General features: G+C 75.1%; 12 protein-coding genes. 1 reads left to right on the top strand and 11 read right to left on the bottom strand.

What is annotated here, in order from left to right:
* Positions 1–10: 10 nt before the first annotated feature.
* Positions 11–3,226, bottom strand: coding sequence for an ATP-binding protein (locus ACZ7IF_RS02640; protein ID WP_470961804.1), 3,216 nt, complete (start codon positions 3,224–3,226; stop codon positions 11–13).
* A gap of 336 nt (positions 3,227–3,562) precedes the next feature.
* On the opposite strand from ACZ7IF_RS02640, the gene ACZ7IF_RS02635 reads away from it, so the two are divergent.
* A complete protein-coding gene (locus tag ACZ7IF_RS02635; RefSeq protein WP_470961800.1) occupies positions 3,563–4,069 on the top strand; it encodes a response regulator transcription factor in 507 nt (168 codons plus the stop codon).
* 69 nt (positions 4,070–4,138) lie between these two features.
* Here the strand turns inward: ACZ7IF_RS02635 and ACZ7IF_RS02630 are convergent, their stop codons facing one another.
* The 10 genes from ACZ7IF_RS02630 to acnA are packed head-to-tail and all read right to left on the bottom strand — an operon-like array spanning position 4,139 to position 15,643.
* Positions 4,139–5,194, bottom strand: a complete 1,056-nt coding sequence (locus ACZ7IF_RS02630) for a hypothetical protein (protein ID WP_470961797.1) — start codon at positions 5,192–5,194, stop codon at positions 4,139–4,141.
* A 47-nt stretch (positions 5,195–5,241) separates the two neighbouring features.
* Complete coding sequence (locus tag ACZ7IF_RS02625) at positions 5,242–6,492, bottom strand: MFS transporter (RefSeq protein WP_470961794.1); 1,251 nt, start codon at positions 6,490–6,492, stop codon at positions 5,242–5,244.
* Positions 6,493–6,526: 34 nt separating this feature from the next.
* Positions 6,527–7,723 (bottom strand): ATP-grasp domain-containing protein, encoded by a 1,197-nt coding sequence (locus tag ACZ7IF_RS02620; protein ID WP_470961791.1) that lies wholly within the window; start codon positions 7,721–7,723, stop codon positions 6,527–6,529.
* The gene (locus tag ACZ7IF_RS02615; RefSeq protein ID WP_470961788.1) at positions 7,716–8,885 is read right to left on the bottom strand and encodes an ATP-grasp domain-containing protein; all 1,170 of its coding nucleotides are present in this window, start codon (positions 8,883–8,885) and stop codon (positions 7,716–7,718) included. Before ACZ7IF_RS02615 ends, ACZ7IF_RS02620 begins: the two co-directional genes overlap by 8 nt.
* Positions 8,873–9,346, bottom strand: coding sequence for a GNAT family N-acetyltransferase (locus ACZ7IF_RS02610; RefSeq protein WP_470961784.1), 474 nt, complete (start codon positions 9,344–9,346; stop codon positions 8,873–8,875). Before ACZ7IF_RS02610 ends, ACZ7IF_RS02615 begins: the two co-directional genes overlap by 13 nt.
* Positions 9,339–10,130 carry a class I SAM-dependent methyltransferase gene (locus ACZ7IF_RS02605; RefSeq protein WP_470961781.1) on the bottom strand — a complete coding sequence of 264 codons (792 nt, stop codon included), beginning with the start codon at positions 10,128–10,130 and terminating at the stop codon, positions 9,339–9,341. Before ACZ7IF_RS02605 ends, ACZ7IF_RS02610 begins: the two co-directional genes overlap by 8 nt.
* A gap of 6 nt (positions 10,131–10,136) precedes the next feature.
* The gene (locus ACZ7IF_RS02600) at positions 10,137–11,516 is read right to left on the bottom strand and encodes an LLM class flavin-dependent oxidoreductase (protein WP_470961779.1); all 1,380 of its coding nucleotides are present in this window, start codon (positions 11,514–11,516) and stop codon (positions 10,137–10,139) included.
* A 39-nt stretch (positions 11,517–11,555) separates the two neighbouring features.
* Positions 11,556–12,389: an isocitrate lyase/phosphoenolpyruvate mutase family protein gene (locus tag ACZ7IF_RS02595; RefSeq protein ID WP_470961776.1), complete on the bottom strand. Its 834-nt coding sequence runs from the start codon at positions 12,387–12,389 to the stop codon at positions 11,556–11,558.
* A gap of 9 nt (positions 12,390–12,398) precedes the next feature.
* A complete protein-coding gene (locus ACZ7IF_RS02590) occupies positions 12,399–12,974 on the bottom strand; it encodes an NADPH-dependent FMN reductase (protein ID WP_470961773.1) in 576 nt (191 codons plus the stop codon).
* On the bottom strand, positions 12,971–15,643 hold the full coding sequence (acnA, locus tag ACZ7IF_RS02585) for an aconitate hydratase AcnA (protein WP_470961770.1): 2,673 nt from the start codon (positions 15,641–15,643) through the stop codon (positions 12,971–12,973). Before acnA ends, ACZ7IF_RS02590 begins: the two co-directional genes overlap by 4 nt.
* Between the last annotated feature and the right edge of the window lie 32 nt (positions 15,644–15,675).

The raw sequence follows: 15,675 nt of genomic DNA, 5'->3' as shown, positions 1-15,675 counted from the left end.
CGGCCGCGCCTCAGTCCGGCAGGTCGCGCAGCAGCCGCGTCGACGGCAGCGCGGGGCTCAGGTAGGCGTGCTCGCGGCGGTGCTCGACGACGGCGAGCATCTCCCGGAGCGTGCTCCGCGCGTCTTCCCGCAGGCCCGCGTGATGCTGGGCCTGCCCCAGCAGGCCCAGGTGCAGGGGGAGCCGCAGGCGGGTCCGGGAAGGGCGCAGGGCGGCCAGGGCGGACCGCATCAGGGCGATGCCCTCCGCCTCGCGCCCCGAGTGCGTCAGGGCCCAGCCCTCCGGGAGGCGCAGCATGGCCTTCCAGTAGCGCAGGCCGTGCTCGTCGGCCAGCCGCGCCCCCTCGCCGCCGCAGGCCAGGGCGGTGCCGACGTCGCCCTCCCAGGCGGCCAGGACCGCGTCCACGTAGAGGGCGAAGGCGCGGTCGGAGGGCCGGCTCTCGTACGCGGTCAGGCGGAGCAGCTGCCGGCGCCGCTCGGTGGCGGTCGCCCGGTCGCCGGCGAGCCAGTGCGTGAAGGCGTCGTAGGAGCGGCACGAGACGCGCGGATCGTGCTGGAACGTACGCGCCAGCGAGTGGCCCTCGCGCGCGAAGCGGTCCGCGGCCTCCACCGCCTCCTCCAGTTGGGCGAGGGCTTCCGCCAGCCGGCCGCGGACGTGCAGCACGATGCCCTCGCCGTAGGCGGCGCCGAGCACCGCCACCGGGTGACCGGTGCGCCCGGCGATGGTGCGCAGCAGGCCGGAGAACCGGCGGGAGTCGTCGTACCGCCCGGTGACCAGCAGGGACGCGCACAGGGCCCACAGCACCGAGGGGTCCTCGGGGGTGTGCGTCACGGCGCTGAGGGCGCGGCCGCGGCCGAGCAGCGCCTCCGCCTCGGCGTCGCCGTAGCCGCGGGTGATGGCCAGCACCTGGCCGAGCTGGACGTGCAGCCGCTGCTCCAGGGCCGGGGTCGCGTCGTCGCCGGGCGGCAGCCGTCCGGTCACCCCGACGGCCCGCCGCAGCCACGTCTCGACCTGCTCGTACGCGAGGCGCTGCTCGGCCTGCTCGGCGGCGCGCAGCAGCCGGGGGAGGACCTCGCCGGCCGGCAGCGCATCCTCGGCGTGCCAGCTGTGGTGGGCGAGGCGCTCGGTCTCCTCCTCCCCCATCTGCCCGTGCCCCCGCGCGCACAGGCCCGCGGCGACGCAGGCGTGCAGCCGGACGCGCTCCTCGTGCGGGAGTTCGTCGAGGAGCGTCTCCTGGACGAGCGCGTGGGTGAAGTGGAGCCGGTCCGGGGCGTGCGGGTCCGCTTCGAGCAGCCCGGCGCGGACGGCCGCGTCGAGGGCGGTGGCCACCGGCCCGTCCTCGGCGGCGGTGCGGTGGAGCAGGTCGGTGTCGACCTCGGTGCCCATGACCGCGCAGAGCCGCAGTACGCCCAGCACCGGCTCCGGCAGCGCGGTGAAGCGCTGGCGCAGCGCCTCGCGCACGCCCATCGGGATGCCGGCGAGGAACACGTCCGCGGCGCCCGGATCGTGCAGGCGCCGGACGTCACCGCCGAGCAGGGAGAGCAGCTGCTTCACGAAGTACGGGTTGCCCTCGCTGCGCCGGTGCAGCGCCTCGACCACCTCCGCCCGCACCCCGGGTCCGGCCTGCGCCTCCACCAGGGAGGCGACGGCGCTGCGGGAGAGGCCGCCGAGCCGCAGCGTCTCCGTCCCGGGGCCCCGCAGGGTCTCGGTGAGGGCGTGGCGCAGGGCCGCGTCGGACTCGGCCTCGGCGTCGCGCGCGGTCAGCACGATGCTGAGCGGATTGCCCTGGCGCCGTACGGCGAGCAGCCGCAGCAGCTCCAGCGAGGCGGTGTCGGCCCAGTGCAGGTCCTCCAGCAGCAGGACGAGGGGCCGCCGGGCGGCCAGGGTGAGCAGGACCTCGCTGACCGCGTCGTGGGTGAGGAACCGGGCCTGGGCCCAGTCGGCGTCGGGCCCCCGCCCGGTGGCGGGCTGCGAGCGTTCGGGCATGAGCGGGGCGAGCAGGGCGCCGAAGGGCTCGGACGCCGCGCGGAAGGCGTCCGGCCGGGTGACCGAGAGGCGGCGCAGCACCTGGGTCCACAGCCAGTACGGGGGTACGCCCTCGCCCTGGAAGCAGTGGCTCCAGACCACTTCCGGGTTGCCGGTGACGGCTTCCAGGCGCGGGGCCAGCTCCAGCAGCAGACGGGTCTTGCCCACGCCGGCCGGGCCGAGGACGCAGGCCACGTGCCCGTGGCTGGTGAGTGCACGCGCGGCGGCGGTTCCCAGCCGGTGCAGTTCCCGGTCCCGGCCGGTGAAGGGGGAGGAGGGGGAAGAGAGGGAGGAGGGCGAAGGGGAGGAGGGTGAAGGGGAGGAGGGGGGTGTCGGCGCGGGGGAGACGGGCTCGGGCCGGGCGGGGTGCGCGGCCGCCGGCGGGCCGTCGCCGAGCTCCTGGCGCAGGATGGCGTCGCGGACGCGCCGGAGTCCGGCGGCGGTGTCCACGCCGAACTCGACGGCCAGGTGGGCGCGGGTCCGTTCGTACAGTTCGAGGGCCTCGGCCTGCCGCCCCAGGCGGGAGAAGGCGGTCATCAGGTGGCCGACGAGGCGTTCCCGCGCCGGGTGCAGGGCGGCCTCCTGGCAGAGGCCGGCCGCGACCTCCTCGGCCGCGCCGAGGGCGAGCCCGGCCTCGGCACACCACTCCACGGCCGACAGCCGGACCTGCTCCAGCCGTGCGCCCTCGTCGCCGAGCTGCGGATGGGCGCCGAACTCGCCGTAGGGGTGGCCCTGCCACAGCTCCAGCGCTTCGCCGAGCCGGAGCCGCGCGGAGCGGTGCTCGCCGCGGTCCAGCAACCGGCGCCCCGACGCCACCAGTTGCTCGAAGCGGCCGACGTCCACCTGCTCGGGGCGCAGCCGCAGGACGTAGCCGGGGGCGAGGTGGCGCAGGACCGACCCGGCGCCCTGGGCGGCGGCCGGGTCGAGGACGCGGCGCAGGTGGGAGACGTGGCTCTGCAGCGCGGCGGCGGGCTGCCGGGGCGGTTCGTCCCCCCACAGCTCCTCGATGAGCTGCTCGGTCGGCACGACCCGGCCCAGGCGTACGAGCAGCAGCGCGAGCAGCGCGCGCCGGCGCGGGGGGCCGAGGGGGAGGTCCGTCCCGCCGTGCCGTACGGACATGGGTCCCATGACGCGCAGCAGGAGCCCGGCGGGACGGGCCGGGTCCGGTATGAACGGCCGCTCCGGCGTCCGAGTTGCGTCCATGTCATCCCAACCGTTCTCGCGCTTGCGGCCGCCTGCCGGAGGCTGCGGGCGGACGAAATGCCCGGACCATCCGGTTGTGATCTTGGCACGGCGGAGGGGCCGCACGGAGATCGACAGCCATATCCCGCCAGCGGACGGCCAGGGGAGGGCAAGGAGACGGCAAGCGGACGGCAAGGGGACGGTCAGCGGACGGCAAGGAGTGGCGGCCGGAAGGACAGGTGACGGCAAGCGGCGTGGTGCATGATCGCCTCCCCTCGAACGACAGGTGAGGTCACGATGTATGACGTCGCTGTAATGCATGAACACCCGCTGATCGCGTGGGCGGTCGGTCACGCGTTGTCCGAATTCCCCGACATGCGGGTGCACGTGCTGAGCGCGGAAGCCGACGCGCCGCCACGTGTTCCCCTGCCGTTACCCGACCGCTTCGACGTGCTCGTCACCGACCGGCCCCCCGGGCCCACCTCCCCGGCCGGGGCGGGCGCGCCCAGCGCCGCCTGCGTCCTGCTGCTCTGCGCGGCCGTCAGCGAGCAGCCGTGCCCGGGGGTCACCGCATGCCTGCCCGAGCGGTCGGAACCGACGGCCCTGGCCTCCGCCGTGCACCTGGCGGCGCTGGGCGCCCGGACGCCGCCCCGGCCGGGGGCGCAGGCGACGGCCGCCCTGTCGGCGCGCGAGCGGCAGGTGCTGCGCCTGGTCGCCGACGGGCTGACGCACGACCAGGCGGCGCGCCGCCTCGGGATCAGCCGCCACACCGTGGACACCTACGTCAAACGCGTCCGTGCCAAACTCGCCCTGGGCAACAAGGCGGAGCTGGTCAGGGCGGCGATGGTGTCCGGCCGGAACTGACGCCGACGGCCGACGGCCGGCTGCCGGGGGCCGGAGCCGGTGGCCGGCGCCGGCGGCAGGCGGCCGGGCTCACCGGAAGGGGTCCGCCTCCTCGGCGAACGCGCCGTGCTCGGCCACCGCCATCCCCTGCGCGTACCCGATGCCGGCGGCCGCCAGCTCCGCCGCGAGGCCCGCCGAGGGGCGTACGTGGTCCTCGTACGCGACGCCTTCGGGCAGCCGCAGCAGCCCCGGGGCCGCCACCGGCACGCCGCTCAGCCGGCCCGCCCCCGCGACGCGCTCCTCGATCTCCCCCCAGTAGCCGGCCATCTTCGCTCCGCCCACCACCCCCGTGCACCCGAGCGGCGAGAGCAGCGCGATGTTGGAGGAGTTGTCGAGGACGAACGCCTCGTCCACGCGCTCGCAGTCCGCCGGTCTGCCCGCCCCGTCGAGCTTCCTGGCCCCGGTCCGCAGCCCGAACAGGGCGGCCGGCCAGCCCTCCGGCCCGCCCGCCCCGCCGCCCGCGGGAGCGTCGCGGAAGAACGCGACGAGCAGGTTCAGCGGCAGGTAGAGCGTCCGGCCGGGCACCGCGAGCCCGGCCGCCCGCTCCACGGCCGACATCAGCAGCAGGTACGAGAGCGCGCGGTCGGCCCCCCGCAGGGCCAGCCCCGCCGCCTCCCGGTCCACGCCGACCGCCCGCTCCGGCACCCCGCGCAGCGGCGGCTGCCCGGCGACGGCCACGTGCTTGGCCTTCTTGTTGCGGGTGAACAGGGTCTCCCGGGCCAGTGCGCCGTCCCGGTCCAGGAACCACCAGGCGTACGGCCGCCACCCGAGGTCCGAGAAGTTCACGTGCGTCAGGGCCACCCGCAGGTGGAAGGCCGACGGATCGGCGCGCTGGAGGTGGCGCACGTACCAGGAGACGCCCGCCCGGGGGAAGAACACGTTCGGGCTCGCGTGCGGCAGGCTCACCAGGACGCGCGGCGCCCGCGTGAACGCGCTCAGCCCGGCGTCGTCCAGCCCGAGCGCCCGCAGCGCCTCCACCCTGCCGGCGTCACCAGGGCCGCCACCACCACCCGTGACGAGCGCCTCGCGCCCGGACCGCAGCCACGCGGCGAACTCGGCGCGTACGCGCCCGCCGTCGAACACCATGCCACCCTCTCCTTCGGAAGATCCTCGCCGGTCCGCCGCGCCCGGCCTCATGCCCACTCCGGCCGCCGCACCAGCCACACCACCGTGAACAGCGCCGTGCAGCACGCCAGTACGAGGAAGGCGACGCCCACCCCGCACGCCCCGGCCAGCGCACCCGCGGCGAACGAGAACGCCGCCTTGGCCAGCGACGCCACCACGTTGCGGACCACCGCGAACTGGCCCACCTCGTGGTCGCCGGGCACCTGGTTCGTCAGCACCTGCATGCAGATGACGTGACAGGTGACGGCAAGGGAGAGGCCGAACGCGGCCACCGCCACCACGGCGGCGGTGTCCACCAGCGCCAGCGCGAGCGCCAGGACGGCCGTCACCGGCAGCGCCCAGCCGAGCACCCGCCGGGAGGAGACGCCGCCCGTCGACAGCAGCACCCCCGCCAGGAAGCCCCCGGCGATCGTCACGATGTTCAACAGGGCGTAGTAGGAGGGCCGTCCGGGAGCCACGGAGCCCGCCAGCGGCACCAGGACCGTGTTGAGGAACTGCAGCGCACCGCTGCTCGGCACCGAGAACACCAGTACGCCGACCAGGGCGGGACTCCACCGCAGGGGCACCGGAGCCCGCTCCCCGCCCCCGGCCGGCTCCCCGGCGTCCGGGCGCGGCTGCGCACGGTCCTCACAACCCCGGGTGCCGAGGGCCAGGGCGCCCGCGCTCGCCGCGTACGCCAGCGCCGCGCACAGCAGCCCCTGGGTGATCCATCCCTGGGCGAGCGCCACCCCGGCCAGCCCCGCGCCGCAGACCTGCCCGGCCAGCGAGGCCGACTGGGACGCCGCCAGCAGGCGCTTGGCCTCCTCCCGCTCGAACGCCCCCCGGACCAGCCGGTTCAGGGCCGCCTTGTTGAACATCTTCGCGATGGAAAGCACGACTTGGCTGACCGCGATCACGGTGACGGACAGCGCCGTACTGCCGCCGGAGACGAGGTGCTGGACGGCCAGGAGCACCGACACCAGGGACAGCGCCGAATTGGTGCTCCGCGCGACCCGGCCGGCCCGCCCCCGGTCCGCGGACCTCCTGAACAGCAGCCCCAGTACCGCCGCGGGGAGGTAGCCGAGGACCACCATCACACCGATGAGGAAGGCGTTGCCGGTCAGTTCGTACGTCAGCCAGAGCAGCACCACCGCCTGCCCGCCCTCGGCGAAGGACGACAGGGTGAAGAACAGGCTGAAGAGCAGGCGCGAGGGGCGGCGCGGCGCAGCGGACTGGAGCGGTTCGAGCAGCCGCGGCGGCGGCTCGGCGGAGGGCGGCATGGGCAACGGCCTGTCGTGTGGGAGTGGTCGGGGGTCAGCGGGCCGTGAGCCGGTCGACGCCGGCCACGGCGGCGTGCGCGGCCGCTTCGTCGGGGCACGAGAAGAACGCCAGCCGGGAGAAGGCACAGGAACTGCCCAGCCGCGCCTGCGCGGCGGCCCGCGGGCTGCCGGGAGAGACCCGCACGACCCCCGGCACCGCCAGCAGCTCGCGGTCCCCGGGGACGCGCCGGCCGCTCCCCGGGACGGGCGCGGCCACCCCGATCACCCCGCTGAACCCGCCCGGACCGGCACCGCCCGGCGCGCCTTCGCCCGGCGGCCTCTCCAGCTGGATCCGTACGAACTCCGCCCACAGGTCCACCCCGTGGAACAGGCGCAGCGACTCGGCGACCCCGCCCCCGGCCGGGCGCAGGGCGATCTCGTTGAACAGGAGCCCGCCGGCCGCCCGGAAGAGCTCCAGGTGGAAGACGAAGTCGGGCACGCCGAGCGCGGCGGCGCAGCGTTCGGCCGCCCGGAGCGCGGGCTCCCGCCGGGGATCGCCGGGAGGCAGGTGCAGGCTGGCCCGGGTCGTCCCGGCGGCGCTCAGCACCGGCCGGTCGTAGGCCGACGCGAGCGCCGCGCGCAGCACCCCGCCGCGCACCACCCCGTCCACGTGCAGTTCCGCGTCCACCTCGACGGCCTCCTCGACGAGGAAGAGCCCGTCCGCTTCCACGGCGAGCCTGCGTGCCTCCCACGCGGGCAGGCGGCGCACCCCCTTGCCGGAGGAGCCGGACAGCGGCTTGACGACCACCTCCCGCGGCAGGGAACCGAGCGGCGCGGCGGCGAAGTCACCGGAGAGCCAGCAGCGGGGCGCGGGCAGGGCCTGCCGGACGGACCGCTTCATGCGCCACTTGTTGGTCACCGTCAGGGCCGATTCGAAGTCCAGGCCGGGCAGCCCGTACCTGCCGCGCAGGAACGCGGCGAACGCGACGTTGCTCTCGGAGGTGGCCAGGACGTACCGGAACGGAGTCCTCGCCATGATCCGGTCGACGATGCCGAGGGTCTCGCGGTCGTGGTCGAAGGAGGGCACGGTGAGCGCCGCGGCGGAGGGCTGCTCTCCCGCCGGGCACACGGCGAGGTCCAGGTACTCGATCTCGTCGGCGAAGGCGGCGCGGGCCGCGTCGAAGAGCGGCTTGCCGGTGCTGAGTACGAGGGCACGGGTGCGCGCACGCGTGCGGGCGCGGGCCTCAGACACGGCCGGTCTCGTTGAACGCGACGATCCGGCGGATGAGTCCGCCCAGCCGGGCGTTGTCGGGGGCGGACACGAGGGCGTGGCCGGCCCGGCCGTACGAACCGGTACGGCCCTGCGGGGGCCCGTCCGGGTAGTGGAGCTCGTGGAACGCGAAGTGCTTCTCGAAGTCCGCCCGGGTCAGCTCCACTCCCGGGAAGCGCCGCAGGTACACGTACCCGAAGTACGCCTCGGGCGGCTTCGGCGAGAGCAGCGCGGCCGGGTCCTCCCCGAGGGCCAGGCCCACCGTGAGGTCGTACAGGTCGACGCCGTGGGTCAGCCGCACGATCTCGGGGTGGTGGGCGCCGGGGGTGCGGATCGCGCACTCGCCGAACACCAGCTCGCCGCCGTCCTCGAAGGCCTCCAGGTGGAAGACGCAGTCGGGGGCGCCCAGCCCGCCCAGAGCCCGTTCGGCCAGCTCCGCCGCCCGGTCGGGGAACGGGGCGTTCTCCTCCCGCGAGAGCACCTGCGAGGCCAGTACGGCGCCGGTGTTGGTGTTCATGGGCCGCTCGTGGAACCGGGCGACCGCACACCACAGCAGCCTGCCCCCGTACCAGACCCCGTCGACGTTGAACTCCCGGCCGCCCACGAAGGACTCCGCGACCCACGCCGCGTCGGCCCGCCCGCGGAGCGGAGCCAGGTGCCGGGCGAACCGGGCCTCCGAGCCGACCGGCGCCGCACCGACCGAGCCGGCGCCGTTCGCGGGCTTGAGGACGAACGGGGCCCCCAGCCCGTCCGCCAGCTCCCCGTACGCCGCGTCCGGGCCGACGTACACGCAGCGGGCCCGGCCCACGCCGGGCGGCAGGGCGGCCTTCTGGAGGTACTTGTCCCGGAAGCGCAGGGTCCGGGCCCAGTCGCGGTCGCCCGGCAGCCCGAGGTGCTCGCGGAGCAGGGCGGCGGTGAAGACGCCCTGCTCGTGGCCCGTGACCACACCGACGACCCCGTGCAGTCCGGCACCCAGCACCACGCGCAGGACCTCCTGGGCGTCCTCCAGGTCCGCGACCCGGGCGAAGCGGGTACCGCGGAGCGCCCCCTTCTCCTTCACCACCAGGTGGAAGGCCTCCAGGCCGCGGCGGGCCACCGCCTCGGCGATGCCCTCGCGGTATCCCAGGACGATCACGGTGCCCATGGTTCAGCCTCCAGGTTCCGTTGGTAGAGGTCGTGGGTGTCCGGCCGGAACGGCGCCACGCGCCGGAAGCCCCGCTTGGTGAAGAAGGCGGTGTTGGCCGCCAGACTGGTGCGCAGCGCGATCCGGATCTCCCGGCAGCCGGCCGCCGCGGCCCGGCGGGCGACCGCGTCGACCAGTGCCGAACCGATGCCGCGGCCGCGCAGCCCGGGCTCGGTCGCGAGGAAGCAGAACGTGTAGGAGCCGTCCTCGGGGTACTGCAGGACGCAGCCGGCGGCCCGCCCGCCGGTGCGGGCCACCAGCCAGTGGGGGAGTTCGCCGTGCACGGCCCCGGCCGTACGGCCGAGCGCGGTCGGCCGGAACTCCCCCGCGTAGGGGGCGTAGGCGGCGGCCAGCACGGCGAGGATCCCCGGCACGTCCGCCGGGCCGGCCGCCGCCACCCTCAGGCCGGTGGGGTCACCCACGACTCTGGGCGGCGGGCGCGGTGCGCGCCGTGAAGAGCTCGCTGTGGTACGGGATCGCCAGCGCGCCGTGCTCGTCGGCGTGCCGGCGGACGAGGTCCCGCAGCAGGTCGAGCAGCAGCTCCCCGTGGGCTTCGATGCCGCGCTGCACCTGGGTGGAGGACTTCGCCATGCCGACGAAGTCCTCGGCCGCCACCGCCGTCGTCCAGTCGGCGGTCCGCACCTCGACGGTGCCGCCGGCGGGGGCGAACACCTCGCGCAGCTCGGCCGCGAAGTCGAAGGCCCGGTAGTGCCGGCTGTAGCCGGGGCTCAGCTCCTCCAGCAGGGTCTCGTACGCGTCCAGGAAGGTGCTGGCCCCGAAGTCCCGGTTGTTCTGGATGATCGCGACCCGGCCGCCCGGATTCAGGCAGCCGAGCGCCGCGCGCAGGAAGCGCGGCCGGTCCATCCACTGGAAGGACTGGGCGGCGATGACCAGGTCCACCTCCCGCGCCCGCTCCAGGAAGGGCTCGGCCGGCCCCACCGTCCAGGCCACGGACGGGAACTTGGCCCGGCCCCGCGCCACCATGTCCGACGACAGGTCGACCGCCTCGTAGCGGGCGCCGTCGCCGAGGAGGGGGACGATCCCCTCCAGGGCGATGCCGGTGCCCGCTCCGGCGTCCACGACGTGCAGCCCGGGCCGCCCGGCCGCCGGTCCGGCGAGCTCCTGGAGCAGGGCGGCGGGATAGCGGGGGCGGTGCCGGTCGTAGTCGTCGGCGAGGGTGTCGAACTTCTGCTTGTCCGTGTCCATGCCAGGTCACCTGTTTCCGTGGTCCGACGGGCTGACGTGCCCCGGAGCGGCGGCTCCGGGTGCGTGGCGCGAGGGCGGGCGCCGCAGGCCGAGCTTCTCGCGCAGGGTGCCCTGCGCGTAGCGGTCCTTGTACACGCCCAGCTTCTGCAGCTCGGGCACGACGTGGTCGACGAACTCGTCGAGTCCGCCCGGAAGATGGGGCGGCATGATGTTGAAGCCGTCGGCGGCGCCGGCCTCCAGCCACCGCGCCATCGTCCGCGCCACCCGCTGGTACGAGCCCACCAGCACCAGGTGCCCCCGGGCGACCGTCAGCCGCTCGTAGAGCCCGCGGATGGTGAGCCCCTCGGACGCCAGCTTCTCGATGAGCAGGCGCCGGCTCCGGTTGCCGTTGGAGGGCGGGAGCGGGGGCAGCGGACCGTCGACGTCGTACCCGGACAGGTCGAACCCGCCCACCAGGTCCGAGAGCATGGCCACGCCCAGCCGGGGATGGATGAGCCGCTGCAGCCGCTCGAACTTCTCCCGGGCCTCCTCGTCCGTGGCGCCGGTGAAGGGGCACAGGCCCGGCAGCACCAGCACGTCCCGGTCCACCCGGCCGTACGCCGCCTGCCGCCGCCGCAGGTCCCGGCGGAACTCCACCGCCGCCGCCAGGTCCGGCTGGGCGGTGAACACCGCCTCGGCGGTCCGTGCCGCCAGCTCCATCCCCTCCGGCGACGACCCGGCCTGCACCACCAGCGGGTGCCCCTGCGGCGGGCGGGACACGTTCAGTTCGCCGCGGACCCCGAAGTGCGCGCCCTCGTGGCCCAGCGCGTGCCGGCGGGCCGGGTCGTAGAAGACCCCGCGCTCCTTGTCCCGAGGGAAGGCGTCGTCGTCCCAGCTGTCCCACAGCCCGGTGACGACGTCGAAGAACTCGGCGGCCCGGCGGTAGCGGTCGCCGTGCTCGGGATGCTCGTCCAGCCCGAAGTTGCCGGCCGCCTCGCTCTTGGACGAGGTCACCATGTTCCAGCCGGCCCGCCCGCCGCTGAGCAGGTCGAGCGACGCGAACTCGCGTGCGACGTTGTACGGCTCCTTGTACGTCGTCGAGGCCGTGGCGACCAGCCCGAGATGGGTGGTCTCCATCGCGAGCGCCGACAGCAGGGTCATCGGCTCGAAGACGACCACCCGGCTCCCGTAGCCCTCCCGGTCGTCGTTGAAGACCGACGGGGTGTCCGACAGGAACATGAAGTCGAACAGCCCGCGTTCGGCGGACCGCGCGAGGGCGACGTAGTGGCCGATGTTCTGCGCGCCGTCCGCCACGGCGTCGGGATGCCGCCAGGCGGCGGCGTGGTGGCCCGTCCCGTACGACAGGTAGGCGCCCAGGACCAGTTGGCGCCTCTGCGACTCGCTCATGAGGGCCCGTACTCCTTTCGTGTGAGGGGAGGGCGGTGGTCAGCCCTGGAGCTGGAAGACCTCGCGCAGCTCGGCGATCTCCTCCTCGAGAGCCCGGGTCGACCCGTGCCGCGAGATGTGCGCGAAGCTCTGCGCCATCGCCGTGATCGAGGCCCGCAGCGCCTGGTTGGCGTAGACGGCCAGTGAGAAGCCGGCCCCGCGCAGCTGCGCGGCGTCCACCTCGGGGTAGGTCGTCGGCACGGCGATCAGGGGCACGTCCCTCCGCCGCCAGCTGCGGCCGAAGTCCAGGATCTCCGCGCCGTCACGGGACTTGGAGTGGATGAGCACCGCGTCCGCGCCGGCCTCCACGTAGGCGTCGGCCCGCTCGATCGCGTCCTGCTTCGTGCCCCCGGCGATGAAGGTCTCGATGCGCGCGACGAAGACGAAGTCCGGGGTGCGCTGCGCCTTCTTCGCCACCCGGATCTTGCCGGCGAAGCCTTCCACGGTCTCCTGGTGCTGCGTACCGTCACCGAGCGAGTTCCGCTTGGGGAACACCTTGTCCTCGACGCAGACCCCCGCGATGCCGGCCCGCTCGTACTGTTCCACCATGCGCGCCACGTTCCGGGCGTCGCCGAACCCCGTGTCGCAGTCGGCGAGCACCGGCAGGTCGGTGGCGTCGTTCATGACGCGTGCCGCGGCCAGGAACTCGGTCATCGTCAGGATGCTCTCGTCGGGTACCGCGTGCGAGGCGGAAATGCCCAGCCCGCTGGCCCACAGCACCTGGAAGCCGCTGCGCTGGGCGAGGCGCGCGCTCAGTCCGTCGTGGGCGCCGGCGGCCAGGGAAAGCTCGCCGTCCCGGGCGATCGCCTCGCGCAGCATGGCCCGCTTGTTCATGATGACTCCTCAGGAATGAATGGTGATCGGATGGCTGGCGGACATGCGGGCGAAGTCGACCACCTGCTCCGCGACGCCCTTCAGCTGCCCTTCGACGTGCGCGTCCTCGCACCGCCCGGCCGGACCCAGGCCGGTCCGGGAGCTGTTGAGGGCCACGCCCAGCGGTGTGGGCCAGCCGCGCAGCGTGTGCGTCACCGTGCGCAGGGCGCCGAGGGTGACGACCGCGCCCTGATGCCCCTGGCCGACGGCCAGGCAGCCGACCGCCCGGCCGCTCAGGTACGGCCTGGGGTCGTCCCGCAGTTCCTCCAGGTGGTCGAGGGCGTTCTTGACGAGCCCCGAGATACCGCCGTGGTAGGCAGGGCTGGCCAGCACGACCCCGTCGGCCCGCGCGGTCTCCGTGACCAGCCGCCGGGCCGCCGGCGAGAGCGGAGCCCCGCCGGGGTCGTACAACGGCATGACCAGATCGGGGCCGGCCAGCAGGCTGACCCGGGCCCCCAGCCGCTCCGCCTCGGCCAGGACGGCCCGCAGCGCCCGCTCCGCCGTCGAGCCGGGGCGGTTCGAGCCGCCGATCCCGACGATCCTCACGACGCCGCCCCCGGCCCGCCGGCGGCGGGGGCCGCTTCGAGGAGCGGCGCCGCGACGGCGCGCAGGAACCCGCCCCGCCGTACGTAGTCCAGCTCCCGGGCGGTGTCCACGCGGGCCGTCATCCGCCACGCCGCGACGAGCCGCCCCGCCGGGCCGAGGGCACGTACGACGACCTCCCCGCGCGGCCGCAGCCCTTCGAGGCCGGTTATCTCGTAGGACTCGCGGCCCGTGAGCCCCAGCTGCTTCGGCCCGTGCCCGGCCCGGAACTGGAGCGGGACGATGCCCATGCCCACCAGGTTGCTCCGGTGGATCCGCTCGAAGCTCTCGGCGAGCACCGCCCGTACGCCGAGCAGCGCCGGGCCCTTGGCCGCCCAGTCGCGCGAGCTGCCGAACCCGTAGTCACGGCCCGCCAGGACGATGACCGGGGTGCCCTCGGCGGCGTACCGGGACGCCGCCTCGTGGATGCTGGTCACCTCGCCGCCGGGCAGGTGCAGGGTGTGGCTGCCGGGGTGCGAGGGGGTCAGCCCGTTGCGGAAGCCCGGACTGGCGAAGGCCCCGCGGACCAGTACCTCGTGGTTGGCGCGGCGGCAGCCGTACGAGTTGAAGTCGGCCGGCGCGATGCCGGCGCCGGCCAGGTGCCGGCCGGCCGGGGAGCCCTCCGCGATGGTTCCGGCGGGGGAGATGTGGTCGGTGGTCGTCGAGTCGCCCGCGAAGACCAGGACCCGGGCCCCGCGCAGATCGGCCGTACCCCTGCGGCCGGTGTCGTCGAAGAAGGGCGAGCGCACCAGGTACGTGGACCCGGCCGGCCAGTCGTAGACCGGCCCTTGCGGGAAGTCCAGCTCCTCCCACTCGCGGCCGCCCCGGAACAGGGTCTCCCGCTCCGGCGCGAAGTGTTCGCCGGTCACGTGCGAGAGCGCGACCGCGATCTCCGACGGCGAGGGCCACAGGTCCGACAGCCGTACGCCGCGTCCGCTCGCGTCCATCCCGAGCGGTTCAGCGCTCAGGTCGGTCCGTACCGTCCCCGCGAGGGCGTACGCCACCACGAGCGCCGGCGACGCGAGGTAGGCGGCCGCCGCGTCGGGATGGATCCGGCCCTCGAAGTTGCGGTTCCCCGAGAGGACCGCCGCGAGCCGGGTGCCGTCCCGCCGCACCGCGTCCTCGGCGGCCGGCGCGAGGCCCCCCGAGTTGCCGATGCACGTGGTGCAGCCGAAGCCGGCCACGGCGAAACCGAGCCGCTCCAGCCCGGTCAGCAGCCCGGCGGCCGCCAGGTAGCGCGGTACCGCACGGGATCCGGGGGCCAGCGTCGTCTTGACCCAGGGCGGCACGCTCAGCCCCCGCGCGACGGCCTTGCGGGCCACCAGCCCCGCGATGACCATCGACTCGGGGTTGGAGGTGTTGGTGCAGCTGGTGATGGCGGCGATGCCCACCGCCCCGTCCGGCAGCCCGCCGGCCCGCCGGCGCCCGGACCGGTCTCCGTCCTCGTCGGGGAAGCTGGCCGGCACCTCCTTCAGGGACAGCCGCTCCTGGGGCCTGCGCGGTCCCGCGACGCTGGGCCCTGCCGACGACAGGTCGAACTCCACGGTCCGGGCGCACAGCGGCTCCGCGGAGCCGGCCGCCGGGGCGAACAGCCCCTGCTCCTTGGTGTAGGCCTCCACGAGGGCGACGTCGTGCTCCGGCCGGCCCGTGAGCCGCAGGTACTCCAGCGTCGACGCGTCCACCGGGAAGTAGGCGACCGTACAGCCGTACTCGGGCGCCATGTTCGACACCGTCGCCCGGTCCGGGACGGACAGGGTGCGCACACCGGGCCCGAAGAACTCCACGAACTGCCCCACCACACCGGTCTCCCGCAGGAACCGCGTCATGGTCAGGGCCAGGTCCGTGGCGGTACTCCCGACGGGCAGCGCGCCGGTCAGCCGTACGCCCACCACAGGCGGGCTCAGCAGCGACACCGGATGCCCCAGCAGGGCGGTCTCCGCCTCGATGCCGCCGACGCCCCAGCCGAGCACGCCCAGGGCCCCGACCATCGGGGTGTGCGAGTCGGTGCCGAGGACGAAGTCCGGGGCGAGCAGGCCGTCCGCGTCCGGCATCACCACCCTGGCCAGGTGCTCCAGGTTCATCTGGTGGACGATGCCCCGGCCGGGCGGCACCACCCGCAGCCCGCCGATCTCCCGCTGCGCCCAGCGCAGGAAGCGGTAGCGCTCGCGGTTGAGTTCGTGCTCGCGGGCCATGTTGAGCGCGAGCGCGCCGGGGCGGGCCCAGGCGTTCGCCTCGACGGAGTGGTCGACGACCAGGTCCACCGGGAGCACGGGCCGCGCGCGGCGCGGATCGAGCCCCCGCTCGGCGATCAGGGACCGCAGCGAGGCGAGGTCCGACAGTACGGGGACGCCCGTGTGGTCCTGGAGGACCAGCCGGGTGGGGCTGAAGACGATCTCCTCCTCGGGCCCCGCGCCCGCGCAGGCGGAGACCAGCGCGGCGGACGAGGCCATGGCCGCCGCCGTCACCGCCCCGTCACCGCTCTTCACGGCGGCCCGCAGGACGTTCTCCACGAGGACGCGGACGCTGCGGGGCGCGGCACCGAGACCGGTGAGCCCGTTCTCCTCGGCCGCGGCCAGGCTGACGTACCGGCCCGCTCCGTGCGACGGGGGCAGGGAGCGCAGCAAGTCGTGCATGGTTGACCCTTCTCGCTTCGTCGGGGCCGCCG

Source organism: Streptomyces sp. NPDC037421, from assembly GCF_055602105.1.
This window is presented reverse-complemented; position numbering and strand designations above follow the sequence as displayed.